The sequence below is a fragment of the Phenylobacterium sp. genome (assembly GCF_016793225.1).
Lineage (GTDB): Bacteria > Pseudomonadota > Alphaproteobacteria > Caulobacterales > Caulobacteraceae > Phenylobacterium.
Window position 1 is genome coordinate 1 of record NZ_JAEUMN010000113.1, and the last position, 16932, is coordinate 16932.

Annotated in this window: 17 protein-coding genes and 1 pseudogene; 11 read left to right on the forward strand and 7 right to left on the reverse strand. The window is 72.1% G+C overall.

Features of this window, described 5'->3' with window-relative positions:
- From infB to JNK30_RS13710, 3 genes are all read left to right on the forward strand, one after another.
- Positions 1-2476, forward strand: a 2476-nt coding sequence (gene infB / locus JNK30_RS13700) for a translation initiation factor IF-2 (protein WP_293482957.1), incomplete at its 5' end; no start/stop codon positions are given.
- Between the two features lie 110 nt (positions 2477-2586).
- Positions 2587-3294, forward strand: a complete 708-nt coding sequence (locus tag JNK30_RS13705; protein ID WP_293482958.1) for a thioredoxin family protein — start codon at positions 2587-2589, stop codon at positions 3292-3294.
- Positions 3295-3562: 268 nt separating this feature from the next.
- Complete coding sequence (locus tag JNK30_RS13710; RefSeq protein WP_293482960.1) at positions 3563-3898, forward strand: DUF2794 domain-containing protein; 336 nt, start codon at positions 3563-3565, stop codon at positions 3896-3898.
- 26 nt (positions 3899-3924) lie between these two features.
- Here the strand turns inward: JNK30_RS13710 and JNK30_RS13715 are convergent, their stop codons facing one another.
- Positions 3925-5346 (reverse strand): class I adenylate-forming enzyme family protein, encoded by a 1422-nt coding sequence (locus JNK30_RS13715; protein ID WP_293482962.1) that lies wholly within the window; start codon positions 5344-5346, stop codon positions 3925-3927.
- A 123-nt stretch (positions 5347-5469) separates the two neighbouring features.
- Positions 5470-6222, reverse strand: a complete 753-nt coding sequence (locus tag JNK30_RS13720; protein ID WP_293482964.1) for a Bax inhibitor-1/YccA family protein — start codon at positions 6220-6222, stop codon at positions 5470-5472.
- Between the two features lie 97 nt (positions 6223-6319).
- Here JNK30_RS13720 and thpR point away from each other — a divergent pair, with 97 nt between their 5' ends.
- On the forward strand, positions 6320-6853 hold the full coding sequence (thpR, locus tag JNK30_RS13725; protein WP_293482965.1) for an RNA 2',3'-cyclic phosphodiesterase: 534 nt from the start codon (positions 6320-6322) through the stop codon (positions 6851-6853).
- Between the two features lie 118 nt (positions 6854-6971).
- On the opposite strand, the gene JNK30_RS13730 is transcribed toward thpR, so the two are convergent.
- A complete protein-coding gene (locus tag JNK30_RS13730) occupies positions 6972-7364 on the reverse strand; it encodes a DUF2237 domain-containing protein (RefSeq protein ID WP_293482966.1) in 393 nt (130 codons plus the stop codon).
- A gap of 59 nt (positions 7365-7423) precedes the next feature.
- Between JNK30_RS13730 and JNK30_RS13735 the strand changes: the two genes are divergently transcribed.
- Both JNK30_RS13735 and JNK30_RS13740 read left to right on the forward strand, forming a co-directional pair.
- A complete protein-coding gene (locus tag JNK30_RS13735; RefSeq protein WP_293482967.1) occupies positions 7424-8296 on the forward strand; it encodes a CoA ester lyase in 873 nt (290 codons plus the stop codon).
- On the forward strand, positions 8293-8853 hold the full coding sequence (locus JNK30_RS13740; protein ID WP_293482968.1) for a hypothetical protein: 561 nt from the start codon (positions 8293-8295) through the stop codon (positions 8851-8853). Before JNK30_RS13735 ends, JNK30_RS13740 begins: the two co-directional genes overlap by 4 nt.
- On the opposite strand, the gene JNK30_RS13745 is transcribed toward JNK30_RS13740, so the two are convergent.
- Positions 8854-9294 (reverse strand): HIT domain-containing protein, encoded by a 441-nt coding sequence (locus JNK30_RS13745; RefSeq protein ID WP_293482969.1) that lies wholly within the window; start codon positions 9292-9294, stop codon positions 8854-8856.
- A gap of 59 nt (positions 9295-9353) precedes the next feature.
- Between JNK30_RS13745 and JNK30_RS13750 the strand changes: the two genes are divergently transcribed.
- Positions 9354-10340: a malate dehydrogenase gene (locus JNK30_RS13750; protein WP_293482970.1), complete on the forward strand. Its 987-nt coding sequence runs from the start codon at positions 9354-9356 to the stop codon at positions 10338-10340.
- Between the two features lie 63 nt (positions 10341-10403).
- Here JNK30_RS13750 and JNK30_RS13755 read toward each other — a convergent pair whose 3' ends face one another.
- The 3 genes from JNK30_RS13755 to JNK30_RS13765 all read right to left on the reverse strand — a co-directional run bounded on the left by JNK30_RS13755 (position 10404) and on the right by JNK30_RS13765 (position 13491).
- Positions 10404-11192 carry a hypothetical protein gene (locus tag JNK30_RS13755; protein ID WP_293482972.1) on the reverse strand — a complete coding sequence of 263 codons (789 nt, stop codon included), beginning with the start codon at positions 11190-11192 and terminating at the stop codon, positions 10404-10406.
- A gap of 72 nt (positions 11193-11264) precedes the next feature.
- Positions 11265-12518, reverse strand: coding sequence for a hypothetical protein (locus JNK30_RS13760; protein WP_293482974.1), 1254 nt, complete (start codon positions 12516-12518; stop codon positions 11265-11267).
- A gap of 217 nt (positions 12519-12735) precedes the next feature.
- Positions 12736-13491 carry a LytTR family DNA-binding domain-containing protein gene (locus JNK30_RS13765; RefSeq protein WP_293482976.1) on the reverse strand — a complete coding sequence of 252 codons (756 nt, stop codon included), beginning with the start codon at positions 13489-13491 and terminating at the stop codon, positions 12736-12738.
- A 159-nt stretch (positions 13492-13650) separates the two neighbouring features.
- On the opposite strand from JNK30_RS13765, the gene JNK30_RS13770 reads away from it, so the two are divergent.
- The 4 genes and pseudogenes from JNK30_RS13770 to sucA form a co-directional block, all read left to right on the forward strand.
- The gene (locus tag JNK30_RS13770) at positions 13651-14199 is read left to right on the forward strand and encodes a hypothetical protein (protein WP_293482978.1); all 549 of its coding nucleotides are present in this window, start codon (positions 13651-13653) and stop codon (positions 14197-14199) included.
- Between the two features lie 173 nt (positions 14200-14372).
- Positions 14373-15572: an ADP-forming succinate--CoA ligase subunit beta gene (gene sucC / locus JNK30_RS13775; RefSeq protein WP_293482979.1), complete on the forward strand. Its 1200-nt coding sequence runs from the start codon at positions 14373-14375 to the stop codon at positions 15570-15572.
- Positions 15573-15574: 2 nt separating this feature from the next.
- Positions 15575-16453, forward strand: a complete 879-nt coding sequence (gene sucD, locus JNK30_RS13780; protein ID WP_293482980.1) for a succinate--CoA ligase subunit alpha — start codon at positions 15575-15577, stop codon at positions 16451-16453.
- Positions 16454-16555: 102 nt separating this feature from the next.
- Positions 16556-16932: pseudogene (gene sucA, locus JNK30_RS13785) on the forward strand (2-oxoglutarate dehydrogenase E1 component); the annotation flags it as partial.

Here is a 16932-nt window from a genome sequence, read left to right on the forward strand (position 1 = left end):
GGCCGCACAGCCGGCCGCCCCGCCGCCACCGCCCGCCGCGGCCGCGCCGCCGCGCCCGGCCGCGCCGCCCTCCGCGCCGACGGCGCCGGGCCAGACGCGCACCTACCAGCCGTCGCACGACCGCCGCGACGACCGGCCCACCACCACCACCTACCGTCCCGAGCGGCCTGCGGGCCGCTTCGAGAACGCCAACTTCAACCAGCGCGCGCCCCGCGCCGATGGCGACCGCGGCCCGCGTCCGCCGCGCGACGACCGCGGCCCGCCGCGGCGCGACGGCGACCGTCCGCAGGGCGGCGGCGGCCCGCGTCCCGAAGGCGGCACCGTCCGCTACTCGGCGCTCGCCCCGCGCCCCGCGCCGCCCCGCGACGGCGCCCGTGGTCCCGGCGGCCCCCGCGGGCCCGGCGGCCCGCGCGTCGGACCCAACGCCCCGCCGGCCACGCCCGAGGTGCAGCGCGCCGCCCGCCAGGCCCCGCGGCCCGGCGGTTCGGTCATGGACCGCCGCGACGAGGACGACCGCCGCCGCAGCAACGAGCCCGGCAAGGGCGCCATCAGCCGCGCCAAGGGCGCGCCGAACCGCCGCGAAGGCCGCCTCACCATCCAGGCCGTGGCCGGGGACGCCGAGGGCGCCGAGCGGATGCGTTCGCTGGCGTCGGTGCGCCGCGCCCGCGAGCGTGAGCGCGAGAAGCGCAAGGGCGGTGCGGTCGAGCAGGCCCGCGTGGCCCGCGAGGTCGTCATTCCCGACGTGATCACGGTGGGCGAACTGGCCAACCGCATGGCCACGCGTGGCGTCGAGATCATCAAGTTCCTGATGCGTCAGGGCGTGATGCTGAAGATCAACGACGTCATCGACAACGACACCGCCGAACTGGTGGCCACCGAGTTCGGCCACACCGTGAAGCGCGTGTCCGAGGCCGACGTCGAAGAGGGCTTCATCGGCGCCGAGGACGTGGACGATCACCTGGAGCCGCGGCCCCCGGTGGTCACCGTCATGGGCCACGTCGACCACGGCAAGACGTCGCTGCTCGACGCCCTGCGCTCCACCGACGTCGTGTCGGGCGAGCACGGCGGCATCACCCAGCACATCGGCGCCTACCAGGTCCGGCTCGAGAACGGCCAGAAGGTCACCTTCCTCGACACGCCCGGCCACGCCGCCTTCTCCGCCATGCGGATGCGCGGCGCCAACGTCACCGACATCGTGGTGCTGGTGGTGGCCGCCGACGACGGCGTCATGCCGCAGACGATCGAGGCCATCCAGCACGCCAAGGCGGCCGGCGCCCCGATCATCGTGGCGATCAACAAGATCGACAAACCCGACGCCGACCCGAACCGCGTGATCAACGAGCTGCTCCAGCACGAGATCGTCGTCGAGAGCCTCGGCGGCGAAACGCAGGCGGTCGAGGTCTCGGCCACCCAGAAGCTGGGCCTGGACGACCTGATCGAGAACATCCTGCTGCAGGCCGAAGTCCTCGACCTCAAGGCCAATCCGGACCGTACCGCGGACGGCCTGGTCATCGAGGCCAAGCTGGACAAGGGCCGGGGCGCGGTGTCCACGGTCCTGGTCAAGCGCGGCACCCTGAAGCGCGGCGACATCGTCGTGGCGGGCTCCAACTTCGGCCGCGTCCGCGCGCTCCTCAACGAGCGGGGCGAGCAGCTGGACGAGGCGGGGCCGTCGGTGCCCGTCGAGATTCTCGGCCTCGACGGCACGCCCGATCCGGGCGAGCCGTTCGCCGTCGTGGAGAACGACGCCCGCGCCCGCGAACTCGTCGAGTACCGCATCCGCCTGAAGCGCGAGAAGGCCGGCGCCCCGGTCCAGGGCGCGTCCCTGGCCGAGATGATGGCCAAGATCACGGACAAGAAGGTCTCCGAGCTGCCGCTGCTCATCAAGGCCGACGTCCAGGGCTCGACCGAGGCCATCCTGGGCTCGCTGGACAAGATGGGCACCGACGAGGTCCGCGCGCGGATCATCCTGTCGGGCGCCGGCGCGATCAGCGAGAGCGACGTGATGCTCGCCAAGGGCGCCGGGGCGTCGATCCTGGGCTTCAACGTCCGTGCTTCGAAGCAGGCGCAGGCCCTGGCCGAGCGCGAGGGCGTGGAAATCCGCTACTACGCGATCATCTACGACCTCCTCGACGACATCAAAGGCGTGCTTTCGGGCCTGCTGGCGCCGATCCAGCGGGAAACCTTCCTGGGCAACGCCGATGTCCTGCAGGCCTTCGACATCACGAAGGTGGGCCGCGTCGCCGGCTGCCGCGTCACCGAAGGCGTCGTCCGCAAGGGCGCCCGCGTTCGTATCGTTCGCGACGGCGTGGTCATCCTCGAGCTCGGCGTCCTCAAGACGCTCAAGCGCTTCAAGGACGAGGTCAACGAGGTCCCGGCCGGCCAGGAGTGCGGGATGGCCTTCGAGGGCTTCCAGGACATCAAGGCGGGCGACACCATCGAGTGCTTCAACCTCGAGGAAGTGAAGCGCAGCCTCTGAGCCCGATCGGCTCGCGGGATTCGGGGGGCGCGCCGCACGGGCGCGCCCCCCGCTCACGCCTTCTTGAGATTGCCAGCCCCCGGAACCTTCCGTAAGTCGGGGCGATGCGGATGGCCGCGCTCCTCAGCCTGTTCCTGCTTGCGTGGCCGCTCGGCGCCGCGGCGGCGAAGCCCCCGGTGCTCGTGGAACTGTTCACGGCCCAGGGCTGCGGCTCGTGCGACGACGCCAACGCCTATTTCGCCAAGCTCGCCGAACGCGACGGCGTGCTCGCTCTGACCTTCTCCGTCGACTACTGGGACTATCTCGGCTGGACCGACACCTTCGCCAAGCCGGAGTTCTCCGAGCGGCAGAAGGCCTATGTGGCGCGCCTGAAGCTGCGCGAGCCCTACACCCCGCAGGTGGTCGTCGACGGTCGGGAGCAGGCCCAGGGCCTGAAGTCCGCCGAGGTCGAACGCCTGGTGCGCGCCGCCGCCGCGGCCCCCCGCAACCCGCCCGACATCCGGTTCGTGAGTTCGCGCCGGGTGGACGTGGGTTCGGGACGGCCGGGACGCGGAGGGGCCGAGGTCTGGCTGATCCGCTACGAGCCCGACGAGGTCGAGGTCCAGGTGCGCGCCGGCGACAACCGCGGCGAGACGGTCGTCCAGAAGAACGTGGTGCGCCAGATCCACCGCCTGGGCCCCTGGCGAGGACGGCCGACCGCCTATCGCATGCCGCCCGCCGCAGAGGAGGGGCTGCGGACCGTCGTGGTCGTGCAGCAGCCGCGCGGCGGCCGCGTGCTGGGCGTCGCCGAGCGCACCCCGGAACGCGACGCCGACTGAGCGCGGCGGGCTTCGCCGGCTAGGGCGAGGCGCTGAGATGTCTGGGTGGGGGAGGTGTCGGTTGGCCGCACGGCCGACCCAGAGGGGCTGGGGGGGCTGTTCAGGATCCGGGATCGACCGTCTTTCAGGGCCAACCGACCCTCGCAATATCGGCGCCGCATCGGGCTGGTCCGGGACGGAAATAAGGTCATTTCGCGGCCTGCGAACCGGGCGCGCGCCCACGATTTTTGGTGGTCCGACACAACAACTTCATGCAGGCTTCCGCGTGATGTCTCTCGATCCGAGCCAGTCGGCCCCGCGCGGGGCCGGCGTCTTCTTCGAACGGCGCGAGCTGGAGCGCCTCCTCCGCCTCTACGGACGCATGGTGGCCGCCGGCGAGTGGCGCGACTACGGCATGGACGCCCTCCACGACTGCGCGGTGTTTTCGGTCTTCCGCCGCAGCTCCGAGGCGCCGCTCTATCGCATCGAGAAGCGGCCCGCCCTCAGCCGCCGCCAGGGCGCCTGGGCGATCGTCGGCCATGGCGGACACATCCTGCGGCGCGGCCACGAGCTGGAGCAGGTGCTGCGGTTCTTCGACAAGGGCCGCTTCACGGTCGTGGACTAGGTCCGGCATCCGCCGATCGACAGGGGCTACGGGTCCCGCCTGAGGGCCGCCAGCGTCTGGGTGCGCAGGGCGGCGCGATCGACCTTCCCCATCTCGCCGCGGGGCAAGCTCTCGGTCCAGGCGAAGCGCAGGACAGGCAGCCGCACGCCCTTGCCCCGGAGAAAGGCGCCCATCGCCTCGCGGCCGACCTCGGCGTCGGCCACGAGCGCCAGCCAGACCTCGTCGGGGCCCCCCTCGGCCGGGACGGCGAAACAGGCGGCGTCGCGCACGGCGGGGTGCTCCAGCGCGGCCGCCTCGATCGGTCCGGGCCACAGCTTGACGCCGTCGATGTTGATCCGGTCGTCCGCGCGACCCTCCAGCACAAGCCCCCCGTCCGGCAGGAAGCGGCCGAGGTCGCCCGGATAGACGAAGCCGTCCCGGAAGCTGGCGGCGCTCGGGTCCCCCTCATCGAGGTAGCGGTTCGCGCTGGCGGGCCCCGCGACGCGGACCTCGCCGACCTCGCCGACGGGCAGCGGGGCGCCGTCCGGCCCCACGACCTCCACGGTCACGCCAGGGGCGGGCCACCCGACCCAGCCCGGCTCCGTTTCGAGGCGACTGGCGGGACCGACCGCCACGCGCCCCGTCTCCGAGGCGCCGTAGACGATGTGAACGTCGGGCGACAGCCGCAGGCGCGCCTGCCGGGCGGTGGCCGGGGCGAGAGCGCCGCCGGTGACGAGGAAGCGCCAGGTGGGCGCGCCGGGATGGTCCGCCGGCAGCGCCACAAGCAGTTCGCGAAGCTGCAGCGGCGTGAGCCCGACCAGACCGTCCGCCTCGGTCTCGAACAGCCGGACGAGGTCGCGCGCCCGCAGGTCCGCCGCGACGGGGGCGCCGGTCGCCCACGCCCCGGCCGACAGCGCCTGGCCCAGGCCGCTCTCCAGGCCGGTGCGGATGACCCAGGGGCCCGGCCGACTGTGGCCGAAGAGGGCGATGGCCTCGGCCGCCCGGTGTGCAAGGGTCCGCCAGCTTCGGCCGACGCGACGAGGACGCCCCGTGCTGCCCGAGGTCAGCTGGACGCGCCCTATGGCGTCGGGGTCGCGGGCGGCGGGCGCGACGGGGTCGCCGGAACCGGCCTCGACGGCGGCCGTCCAGGCCGCGTCGAGCACGATGCGCCGCGCGGCGCCGGCCCTCGGCCGGGGACTGAGGCGCAGGTCTGCGCGGCGGTCGGCCCACGGGGTCGCCGCCACGGCCAGGCGCTCCAGCGCCAGCGCCATCACATAGTGGCGGTAACGGCTGGACGTCTCTGAGGCGACGATCCCGCTCGCTGCGCCCAGGCCCAACTCCCGCAGGCCGCTCGCGTAGCGGTTCACATCGGCGTCCAGCTCGGCATAGCCCACCCGTCGCGTCGGCAGGATCAAGGCCGGCGCGCGGGGACGCATCCTGGCGTGGTAGGCGAGGCAGCCTTCGAACATCGCGGCCACGCTAGAGCGAGTTCCCGGCGGATTGAACGGGCGATGCGAGCCTAGGCGGCCGGCGCAACGAAAAACCCCGGCGGAGGGCCGCCGGGGTCTCGTGGTCCGCGCCTGCGGCGGGGATCAGCGGCGGTCGCCGAAGATCGAGAGCAGGAATTGGAACAGGTTGATGAAGTTGATGTAGAGGCTGAGCGCGCCGTAGTTGGTGGCCACGCCCATGGCCGCCTGGTCGCCGCCCAGTTCGTAGTACTGCATCTTCAGGCGCTGGGTGTCGTAGGCGATGAGGCCGGCGAAGATGAGCACGCCCAGGACGCTGATGATGAAGTTCATCATCGAGTTCTGCAGGAAGATGTTCACCACCGAGGCGATGACGAGGCCGATCAGGCCCACCAGCAGGAAGCTGCCGAAGCCGGTCAGGTCCTTCTTGGTGGTGTAGCCGAACAGGCTGAGGCCGCCGAACGCCGTGGCCGTGATGAGGAAGGTCGAGGCGATCGAGGCCCCGGTGTAGACGAGGGTCAGCACCCCGAGACCCGCCCCGATCAGGGCGACGATCGTCCAGTAGAAGATGCCCGAGCTCTTCGGGGAGGCGTTGCGAAGCGCGAACATGCCGAACAGCATCACGCCCAGCGGCGCGAAGGCCACGATCATGCCGAGCACGGTCATGCCGGCCAGGCGGCCGTCGGGCGTGACCGTGTACATGAGGTCGCGAACGGGCGCGAACTGGCCGGTGAGGTAGGCGAGCGCGGCCGAGACGACCAGGCCCAGCGCCACCTTGTTGTAGACGCCGAGCATGAAGCTGCGGAGGCCCGCGTCCACCGACATGTCGGCGCGATCCGCCGGGATCGAGCGCGCGTAGCCGCGGTTGAAGTCGCTCATGAGAGCAAGGCCCTTACGGTTGCGCGTCGCAAATCGGACGCGATCGAAATATCGTTTCGCATACGGTCGTAAGCAAGGCCCCCTCCCGAAGGTTCCGATGATCCGCCTGTTCGCCGCGCTCTCCGTCCCCGTCGAGTTCGGTCGGACCCTGCAGCTCCGGCAGGCCGGGATCGAGGGCGCCCGTTGGCGGCCGCTGGAGGCGCTGCACGTGACGCTGCGGTTCTTCGGCGAGCTTCGACAGGACGTGGCCCGCGACCTGGACGCCGAACTGGTCGGGATCGGCGGCCGTCCGTTCGAGATCGAGCTGGCGGGCGCGGGCGCTTTCGACGACGGCGACGACATCCACGCCGTCTGGGCCGGCGTGGCGGAGAACGCCGAGCTGCGACGACTGGCGGAAGCGTGCGAGACGGCGGCGCGGCGGGCCGGCCTCAAGCCCGAGAAGCGCAGCTACCGTCCACACGTGACCCTGGCCTACCTGCGCCGGCCGGATCCCGGCGAGGTGGCGGCCTGGATCCAGGCGAACAACCTGCTGAAGAGCCCGCCGATCCTCGTGGACCGCTTCGGCCTCTACTCCAGCCACCAGAGCCGCGACGGCTCGTACTACCGGCTGGAGGCCGAATACCCCCTCTGACCTTCCCTTCCCGCGCGCGGGAAGGGGGGACCGCTCGCCGAAGAGCGAGCGGTGGGAAGGGCAAGCGCCGGCAAGGCGGACTGACGTGGCGCCCTTGGCCGCCTGGGCGTTGAAGCCGCTAGGCGCTGGACGCGTAGTCCTTGAGCACCCCCAGGGGAACGATGGCGAGGGTTTCCTCGTGGGTGCTCTCCAGGACCACCTGGGGCGCGGCGCCGGCGTCGAGGGCCTCCTTCCAGCGCGGCGCGCACAGGCACCAGCGGTCCCCCGGCTTCAGGCCCGGGAAGCCGAGATCGGGCCGCGGCGTGGAGAGGTCGTTGCCGACGCTCTTGGAGAACGCCAGGAAATCGGCCGTCATGACGGCGCAGACCGTGTGCATGCCGGTGTCGTGCGGGCCGGTCTCGCAGCAGCCGTTGCGGAAGAAGCCCGTCACCGGGTCGAGGGAGCAGGGCGCCAGCTCCTGGCCCAGGACGTTACGGGCGCCGGCGTCGTAGCGGATCGGGCGTGTGGCCATGCGCGCATCCTAAACGCTAAGAAACGCCGCGCGCCAACGCGCGAAGGAGACGATTGTCCGTGACCCAGCCCCCCTCCAGGCCGCGCCGAAGCGCCCTCTACCTGCCGGCGTCCAATCCGCGGGCGCTCGAGAAGGCGCGCGCCCTGCCCTGCGACGTGGTGATCCTCGACCTCGAGGACGCGGTGGCGCCCGAGGCCAAGGCCGAGGCTCGGGCGGCCGCGGCCGCGGCCGTCGCCGCCGGCGGTTTCGGCGACCGCGAGGTGGTGATCCGCGCGAACGGCCTCGACACCCCGTGGGGGGCGGACGACCTGGCGGCGGCGGGCGCCGCCCACCCGCACGCCATCCTGGTCCCCAAGATCTCGGCGCCCGAGGATCTGGCGGCCGTTCGCACCCGCCTCCCTGAAGGCGCGCCGATCTGGGCGATGATCGAGACCTGTGCGGCGGTCTTCCGGCTGGAGGCGCTGGGGGCGGAATCGGTCAACGAGGGCGTGACGGCCTGGGTGATGGGCACGAACGACCTCGCCAAGGAGATGCGCTGCCGCCTGACGGTCGGCCGCGAGCCGCTGATGGCCGCCCTGAGCCTCAGCGTCATGTCCGCCCGCGCCCACGGCCTGGCGATCCTTGACGGCGTGTTCAACGAGATCGCCGACGCCGAGGGCCTGGCGCTTCAGTGCGCGCAGGCCGCCGACCTGGGCTTCGACGGCAAGACCCTGATCCATCCGAGCCAGGTGGAGGCCGCCAATGCAGCCTTTACGCCGGACCCCGCCGCGGTCGACTGGGCGAGAACTGTGGTCAAGGCGTTCGAAAACCCCGAAGCTGCAGGCAAGGGCGTTCTGAAGGTCGAGGGGCGGATGGTGGAGCGGCTGCATTTCGCCGAGGCGCAGCGGCTGATCGGCGTGGCCGAGGCGATCGCCGCGCGCGAGACCGCATGACGCTTCGCGCGTCGATCCTTGCGCTCGCGATGGGCGGGCTGTGGGCGCCCGCGGCCGCGCAGCCGTCGTCCGCCGCCGATCCGATCGGGGAGATCCTCGGCCAGCGCGCCATCGAGCCTGAAGAGCCCAGGGCGCCGGCGCCCAGGCTCACGCGGCCGGTGATGCTTCACGAGACCGGCCGCAGCCCCGACGCGCCGCCCTCGCCGGCGGACGTCGCCTACGACAGCCGGCTCAAGTCCTCTGCGGCCTCGGCCCAGGGGTTCCAGGGGCGGCTGGAAGGCGCCTGGACGCTGTCCGCGGGCGGCCGCGAGGCCTACGCCGTGCAGCTGGTCGACCGGAACGGATCGGTGGAAGGCGCATGGCGCGACCTGCGCCGGCCCGGCGCGCTGGACGGCTCGGGCTACATCGAGGCTGTCGAACGGGCGGGTGAGGACGTGATCCTGCGGCTGCCGGGCGGGACCGTCGCGACGCTGCGCCCGCAGGGCGACCGCTACAGCGGCGAGCTCACCGAACGCGGCCGCACCGAGCCGGCGACCCTTGCGCGCCGCACGCCTTAGTCAGAGGCCCAGCGACGTGCGGGCCGCGGCCAGGGCGGTGTCCTGCGCATCCAGACGGTAGGCCTGCGGCGTTCCGAAGCCCCAGACAGGGCCCGGCCAGGCGGGGTCGTCGGCGCGCCGGCCGACGATGTGGACGTGCAGCTGCGGCGTCACGTTGCCCAGCGCCCCGATGTTCAGCTTCTCGATGGGCCGGCCTAGAGCCTCGCCGACGGCGCGGACGGCGGCGCCCGCGCGCACCACCTCCTCCACCAGGGCGGCGCGGTCGCGGACGGGGAGGTCGTCGAGTTCCCGCACGCCGGGGACGCGCGGGATCAGAACCAGCCAGGCGAAGCGGGCGTCGGCCTGCAGGCGGGCGTGGCAGAGCGGCAGGTCGCCCACCGCCTCGGAGGTCGCCGGAAAGGCCGGGTGCAGCTCGAACATCGTCCCCGGCGCGTGCGCCATTGCAGCGGCGCGGTCAACGGGCTAACGAGCGGCCGCACATCACCTGAGGAGAGCAGCAGATGGCGAAGCAGCCCATTCGCGTGGCGGTTACCGGCGCGGCCGGCAACATCGGTTACGCCCTGCTGTTCCGGATCGCCTCCGGCGCCATGCTGGGCCCCGACCAGCCCGTCATCCTGCAGCTGCTCGAGATCCCCGTCGAAGGCCCGCAGAAGGCGCTGAAGGGCGTCGCGATGGAGCTGGAGGACTGCGCCTTCCCGCTGCTCCAGGACATGGTGCTGACCGGCGAACCGGACGTGGCCTTCAAGGACGCCAACTGGTGCCTGCTGGTGGGCTCCAAGCCCCGCGGCCCGGGCATGGAGCGCGCCGACCTCCTGAAGGACAACGGCAAGATCTTCATCGCCCAGGGCCAGTCCATCGACAAGGTGGCCGCCGATGACGCGCGGATCGCCGTGGTGGGCAATCCCTGCAACACCAACTGCATGATCGCCGCCAGCCAGGCCAAGCGCCTGCCGGCCGACCGCTTCACCGCCATGGTGCGCCTGGACGAGAACCGCGGCCGCAACCAGCTGGCCAAGAAGGCCGGCGTGCCGGTCACCGACGTCGCCGACCTCTTCATCTACGGCAACCACAGCCCGACGATGTTCGCCGACTTCACCCACGCCAAGATCGGCGGCAAGGCGGTCACCGACGTGATCACCGACCGGGCCTGGCTCGACAACGAGTACCTGCCGGCGGTGGGCAAGCGCGGCGCGGCCATCATCGACGCGCGCGGCGCGAGCTCGGCGGCCTCGGCCGCGGGCGCGCTCATCGACCACGTGCGCGACCTCGTCACGCCCGGCGCGATCCACTCGGTGGCCGTGAAGTCGGAAGGCCGCTACGGCTTCGACCCGAACGTCTGGGCCGGCATGCCGGTGAGGACCACGAGCCCCGGTTCGTTCGAGGTCATCACCTCGTACGAGATGGACGACTTCGCCAAGTCGAAGATCAAGATCACCAACGACGAACTGCTCGGCGAGCGCGACACCGTCAAGGACATGCTGGCCTAGGCCTTCGCTGCGCGCCGCCTCCCGGCGTCCGCCGGGAGGGCGGCGTTCAGCGCCTGCGGCCGGCTACCTGGCCATCTCGTTCAGCTCTGCGATGCGCTGCCGGTAGATGCTCTCGACCGCCTGCGGCGAGCGCCGCGCGGCGTACTCGCGGATGTCCAGCCAATCGTCCTGCTCGCCCCGCAGCTCGCGGTAGGGAACGCCGCTGTCCACGGCGCGCCGGAACGCCCGGTCGAGGCTGCGGTCGAGGGCGGCGAGGTTGGAGTCTCCACAGACCATGCGTTCGGCCGGGGAACGGGCGAACCTGCAGTCGAAGCTGGGCCGCGGCGCGGCGAACGGCTCCGGCGCGGGCCGCGCCGCGGCGACGGGTTGCTCCACGGGCGCGACGACAGGGGCGGGCCGCGGGGCTTCAGGGGCCTCGGCGACGATGGGCGGCGGGGCGGCGGCGGGACGCGCCGGTCGCTGGGCCGGTCGCGCCTCCCGATCGGCGAGCGCGGGCGGCAGGACCTCGAGCTTCGTGGCCGCGGGCGGCGGTCGGACCGGGGCCGGCGGGACGACCTCGACCGGCATGGTGGCCCGGCTGGGCGACGCGGCGACCGGCGCCATGGGTCGCTCCTCGGCCAGATCGAGTTCCGGCCGCGACAGCAGTCCGAACGCCAGGCCGCCGGCCAGGGCGACCGCCACGCCCCCGATCACCACGCCGCGCGGCATGCGCCGGTGGACAGGCGGGGCGGGCGGCGGCTCAGGAGGGGGCGGGCGACCCACATAGGCCACCTGGCGCACCCGCCCATGAGGGGCCATCCGATCGCCGGGATCGGCAGCGAACCAAGCCTCGTGGTCGTCGTCCTCGCGCATGCAAGACATCCTGCAACCGCGCCCCTCGCCGCCTGAACTCCCCCCCTCCGTCACCGGTTGCAACGGCGCAGGTCAGTTCTCGCGCGCGTCGCGGGTCAGGTCGTTCAGTTCCGAGATGCGCGCGACATAGACGTCCTCGACCGCCCAGGGCGCGTCCCGGCTGGCCGCGGCGCGGGCCTGCTGCCAGCGGGCCTGCTGGCGGCGGAGGGCCGAAGCGGGAACGCCGGCGGCCTCGGCGTTGCGGTACGCCTGCTGCAACTGCCGCTCGCGCGCGGTGAGCCGCGCGTCGCCGCAGCGGCCGGCGTCCGCGCAGGGGTCGGCCCGGGCCACCCGCAAGGGACCCTCGCCGCGCGGGACCACGACCCGCCGCTTCGGCGGCGCGGCGCGGGCGGCGGTCTCGACACGCGCCGGCGCCTTGACCTTCGCCTTGGCCGGCTTCGCCGTCACTGACCTGGCCTTGGCGTCGGATCGGACGGAGGCCAGCTTGACGGAAGCCTTGCGGCTCGCCGAACGGACATCGGCCTTCACCTTCGCCGGCGCCGCCTTCGCAGCCTTGGCGGCCGCGGCGAGCCGCCGTTCCGCCGCCGCCTTGCGGGTCGCGGCCTCCGCGCGGGCCTGCTTCCGCTCCGCGGACTTCGCAGCGGCCAGCCGGGCTTCGGCGGCCTTCGCCTTCGCGGCGCGGGCGGCCCGGGCCTTCTCGGCTTTCCCGGCCTTGGCGTCGGCGAGCTGGGCGGCCTTGCGCGCCCTGGCGCGCTCCGCCGCCTGGGCTTCGGCGCGCTTCGTCTCGGCGGCCTTCGCCGCCTCGGCCTTGGCCTTCACGAGGCGGGCCTTCTCGGCGCGGGCCTTGACGAGACGTTCCCGGGCCAGGTCGACGTCGGTTTCGGACGGCGCGGGCGGGCGGATCAGCCGTGGCGCGGCCGCAGGCTCGGCGGGAGGCTTCAGCGCGGTGACCACCAGCGGCGCGGCGGCGATGGGCGCGTCGACCTTCACCAGCCCCGAGGCCGAGCGGTGGGGCGCCAGCACGGGCGCCGCCGGGGCCGGCGCGGCCTCGGCGAAGTCGCCGGGAAGCACCTCGAGCGGCGGGCCGATCGGGGCCGGCGCGTCGGCGACCACGATCTGCAGGGCGGCCGGTCGCGGCGGCGCGGCGGGCGCCGGCCGTCCGACGGCCTCGCCCATGGGATCGGTCGGGCGCGCCCACAGGCCCAGCCCGACGCCCAGGACGCAGGCGCCCACGGCGCCCGCGACCACGAGAGCGCCCGGACCCGAGCGCCGACGCGGCGCAGCCGGCGAGCCCGCGGCCTGGATGGATGGATGCTCCTGCGTCATGGCGACCCCCTTACTCCCGGGTCCCTCGACGCGCAGGATGGAACGGCAGCGCGCGGATCGCGCGTAACGCCTTGCCCCACCCCGAACTCTCTCCCAACCGCAGATTGAGGCCAAACCTGGCCTCTGCCAAGTCCCGACCCTCGGGACACAAGGTCTCATTGAGGATGCGGGCGGCCAGAGCCAGGCGATGTGGGCCGCGCGGCCAGAGCAGCCGCCCCTAGATCCAGCCGCGTTCGCGCAGGGGGCCGGCGTAGGTGCGGCTGACGGGGACCTCGGAGCCGTCCCTGAGCGTCAGGGTGGCGCGGCCGTCGCTGCGGCGGGCGTCGGCGATGGCGTTCCTGGCCACCCACCAGCTGCGGTGGACCTGGGCGCCCTCGATGCCCTCGAGCTCGGTGACCGCATCGGCCAGGCGCATGAGGATGAGGTCCTGGCCCTTGGAGGTGTGCAGGCGCAGGTAGTGGTCCTCGGCCTCCACCGCCCAGACCTCCGCGCCGCGCAGCTTGAGCGGCAGCCGGTCGAGGAACTTCGGCGGCGCGGGCGTCGCGTGGGTGACGCGCGGCCGCTCGACGAGGAGGTTGATGAAGGTGATGGCCACCGAGACCATCCAGACCGAGCCGAACAGGATCGGCAGGGCGGCGAGCGGGGTGGTGCTGTCGAACAGCGCCCGCGAGGTGAGCCAGACCACCGCGGTGAACGGGATCGCTATCACCACCGAGGCGATCAGGCCGTTGAGCCACAGGTTCCCTTCGCGCGCCTTCCCGCCGAAGAAGAACCGCGCCACGAACGCCCCCCACAGGTAGCCCAGCCCCATCAGGAGCATCCAGTAGGCGAGCCGCCGGGTGAGCGGCGCATCGTCGGTGCCGAACGCCCCCGAGAGACTGAGGAAGAGGCCCGAGACCAGCGCGATCGCCGCGCCGCGCAGGTAGCCCTGGAGCTGGTCGTAGGGCGTGAAGCGGGCGAGGAGGCGGTTCATCGGGCCGCCGCTCGCGATGCGTGAACGGCGCCGGGCGTCCGTTCGCGAAGCCGTTCCGTCAGCCTGCGCATCCCCGCTCGCACCCCGATCCGCAACGCCGCAAATCCCGAACGACGGCGGCGCGACGAGAGCGCCGCCCGCCAAGTCCGGAGATAGAATATGTCGTCGATTTCGCAAACGCCGACCCGCAAGCCGCTGGGCTTCGGCGCCTGGTTCGCCCTCAGCATGACGGCGACCGTCCTGGTGGTCGGGGCCGCCATGGGTCCGGCGGGGCCGGCGATCCTGCGCATGGCGGGCCAGGCGCAGCTGCATGCGCCCGACCTGGCGCTGTGGGACCGGCTGTCGCTGCCGATCAAGATCCACCTGCTGACCGCGCTCGCCGCGCTCGTCCTGGGCGCGGTCCTGATGGCGGTGCGCAAGGGGCGGACCTTCCACCGGGTGGCGGGATGGGTCTGGGTGAGCCTGGTCGGCGTCACCGCCGGGGCGACGCTCTTCATCACCAGCCTCAACAACGGGACCTGGTCGCTGCTGCACCTGCTGACGGCCTGGGTGCTGCTGGGCCTGCCGATCGCGGTCATCGCGGCGAAGCGGCATGTGGTGGCCCGCCACCGCCGGCACATGATGGGCCTGTTCTACGGCGGCTTCGCCATCAACGTCTTCATCGCCTTCCTTCCGGGGCGCACGCTCTGGATGATGTTCTTCGGGTAACCCAAGCCCGAGCCTTGCGCCCGCCGCGCGCAGGCGGGCTGACCTCGCGTCAGCCTCGTGCGCGGCGGGCGGCTTTTCGGCCGTCCGCGCGGTTGTCAGGGCCAGGACCGGCGCCTATAAGCCCCGTTCACTCGCCGTTGCGGCGAAGCAATGACAAGCCGTCCCAAGGCCTCATGAACATCCACGAACACCAAGCCAAAGCCGTCCTCGCGGAGTTCGGCGTCGCGGTCCCGCGCGGGTACCCCGCCTTCACGGTCGACGAGGCCGTCGAGGCGGCCAACAAGCTGGGCGGACCCGTCTTCGTCGTGAAGAGCCAGATCCACGCCGGCGGGCGCGGCAAGGGCCGCTTCGAGGGCCTGGGGGCCGACGCCAAGGGCGGCGTCCGCGTCGTCAAGTCGGTCGACGACGTCAAGGCCAACGCCCAGGAGATGCTGGGCCGCGTGCTGGTGACGCACCAGACCGGGCCCAAGGGCAAGCAGGTGAACCGCCTCTACATCGAGGAAGGCGCCGCGATCGCCAAGGAGTTCTACCTGTCGCTCCTGGTGGACCGCGAGACGAGCCGGATCTCGGTGGTCGCCTCCACCGAGGGCGGGATGAACATCGAGGACGTCGCCCACGAGACGCCCGAGAAGATCGTCACCTTCTCCATCGACCCGCTGACCGGCGTGCGCGGCTATCACGGCCTGAAGCTCGCGGCGGCGCTGAAGCTCTCGGGCGACCTGGCCAAGCAGGCCCGGGTGCTGCTGGAGCAGCTCTACAAGGCCTTCGTCGAGAAGGACATGAGCCTGCTGGAAATCAACCCGCTGATCGTCACCGCCGACGACCAGCTGCGGGTGCTCGACGCCAAGGTCAGCTTCGATTCCAACGCCCTCTTCCGCCACAAGGACGTCCAGGCGCTCCGCGACGAGACCGAGGAGGACGCCAAGGAGATCGAGGCCCACAAGTACGACCTCAGCTACATCGCCCTCGACGGCGAGATCGGCTGCATGGTCAACGGCGCGGGCCTGGCCATGGCCACCATGGACATCATCAAGCTCTACGGCGCCGAGCCGGCGAACTTCCTGGACGTGGGCGGCGGCGCCGACGAGGCCAAGGTGACGGCGGCGTTCAAGATCATCATGGCCGACCCCAACGTGAAGGGGATCCTGGTCAACATCTTCGGCGGCATCGCCCGCTGCGACGTGATGGCCAACGGCGTCATCGGCGCGGTGAAGCAGGTGGGCCTGAACGTGCCCCTGGTGGTGCGCCTGGAAGGCACCAACGCCGAGCTGGGCAAGAAGATCATCAACGAGAGCGGGCTGAACGTGATCGCGGCCAACGACCTGGCCGACGGCGCCGAGAAGATCGTCAAGGCCGTGCGGGGCGGTAAGTAAGAATGTCCATCCTCATCGGCAAAGAAACCCGCGTCATCTGCCAGGGCGTCACCGGCGCCCAGGGGACGTTCCACTCCGAACAGGCCATCGCCTACGGGACCAAGATGGTCGGCGGGGTCACCCCCGGCAAAGGCGGGACCACCCACATCGGCCTGCCCGTGTTCGACACCGTCGAGGACGCCGTGCGGCAGACGGGCGCCGACGCCAGCGTGATCTACGTGCCGCCGGCCTTCGCCGCGGACTCGATCCTCGAGGCCATCGACGCCGCGGTGCCGCTGATCGTCTGCATCACCGAGGGCATCCCGGTGGTGGACATGATCCGCGTGAAGCGCGCCCTGGCTGGCTCGAATTCCAGGCTGATCGGGCCCAACTGCCCCGGCGTGCTGACGCCGGATGCGTGCAAAATCGGCATCATGCCGGGCAATATCTTCAAGAAGGGCTCGGTGGGTGTTGTCTCTCGCTCGGGCACGCTTACCTACGAGGCCGTGTTCCAGACCACCCAGGCAGGCCTTGGCCAGACGACGGCCGTCGGCATCGGCGGCGACCCGGTCAAGGGCACCGAGTTCATCGACGTGCTCTCCATGTTCCTCGACGACGACGAGACCGAGTCGATCATCATGATCGGCGAGATCGGCGGTTCGGCCGAAGAAGACGCGGCGGAGTTCATCAAGAATTCACCAAAGAAGAAGCCAATGGTGGGCTTCATCGCGGGACGCACCGCGCCGCCTGGGCGGCGCATGGGTCACGCGGGCGCGATCATCTCGGGCGGCAAGGGCGGAGCCGAGGACAAGATCGCCGCGATGGAGGCCGCGGGCATCCGCGTCTCCCCGTCGCCGGCGGCGCTCGGAACCACGCTGGTCGAGGTGCTCAAGGGCCGCTGAGGCGGCCTGCGACATAGGTACTAGGGCGGTCCGCGCTCGGCTCCTTCTCTCCGAAGTCCGTGGGGCCCGCCCGCGGAAACGAAGGGCCGAAAGGCGAACGAGATGGCGGACGACGCAGGCCTGATCAACGACGTTCTGGCCGAGACCTCATTCCTCTATGGCGGCAACGCGGCCTTCGTGGAGGACCTCTACGCAAGGTGGGCGAGCGACCCCGGCTCTGTCGAGCCGTCCTGGCAGGCGTTCTTCGCCTCGCTCTCGGACGGGACCGACGCGGTCAAGCGCGCCGCCCAGCCCCCGGCGTGGACCAGGCCCGCCGCTCCCATCGCCCGTCCGGAGTGGATGAGCGCCATCGACGGGCTCTGGCCCGCGGTCGAGGCCAAGCTCGGCAAGACCATCGAGGCGCGCAAGCCGACCGCCTCGGTGGACGAGGTCCGCGCCGCCACGCTGGACAGCCTGCGCGCGATCATGATGATCCGGGC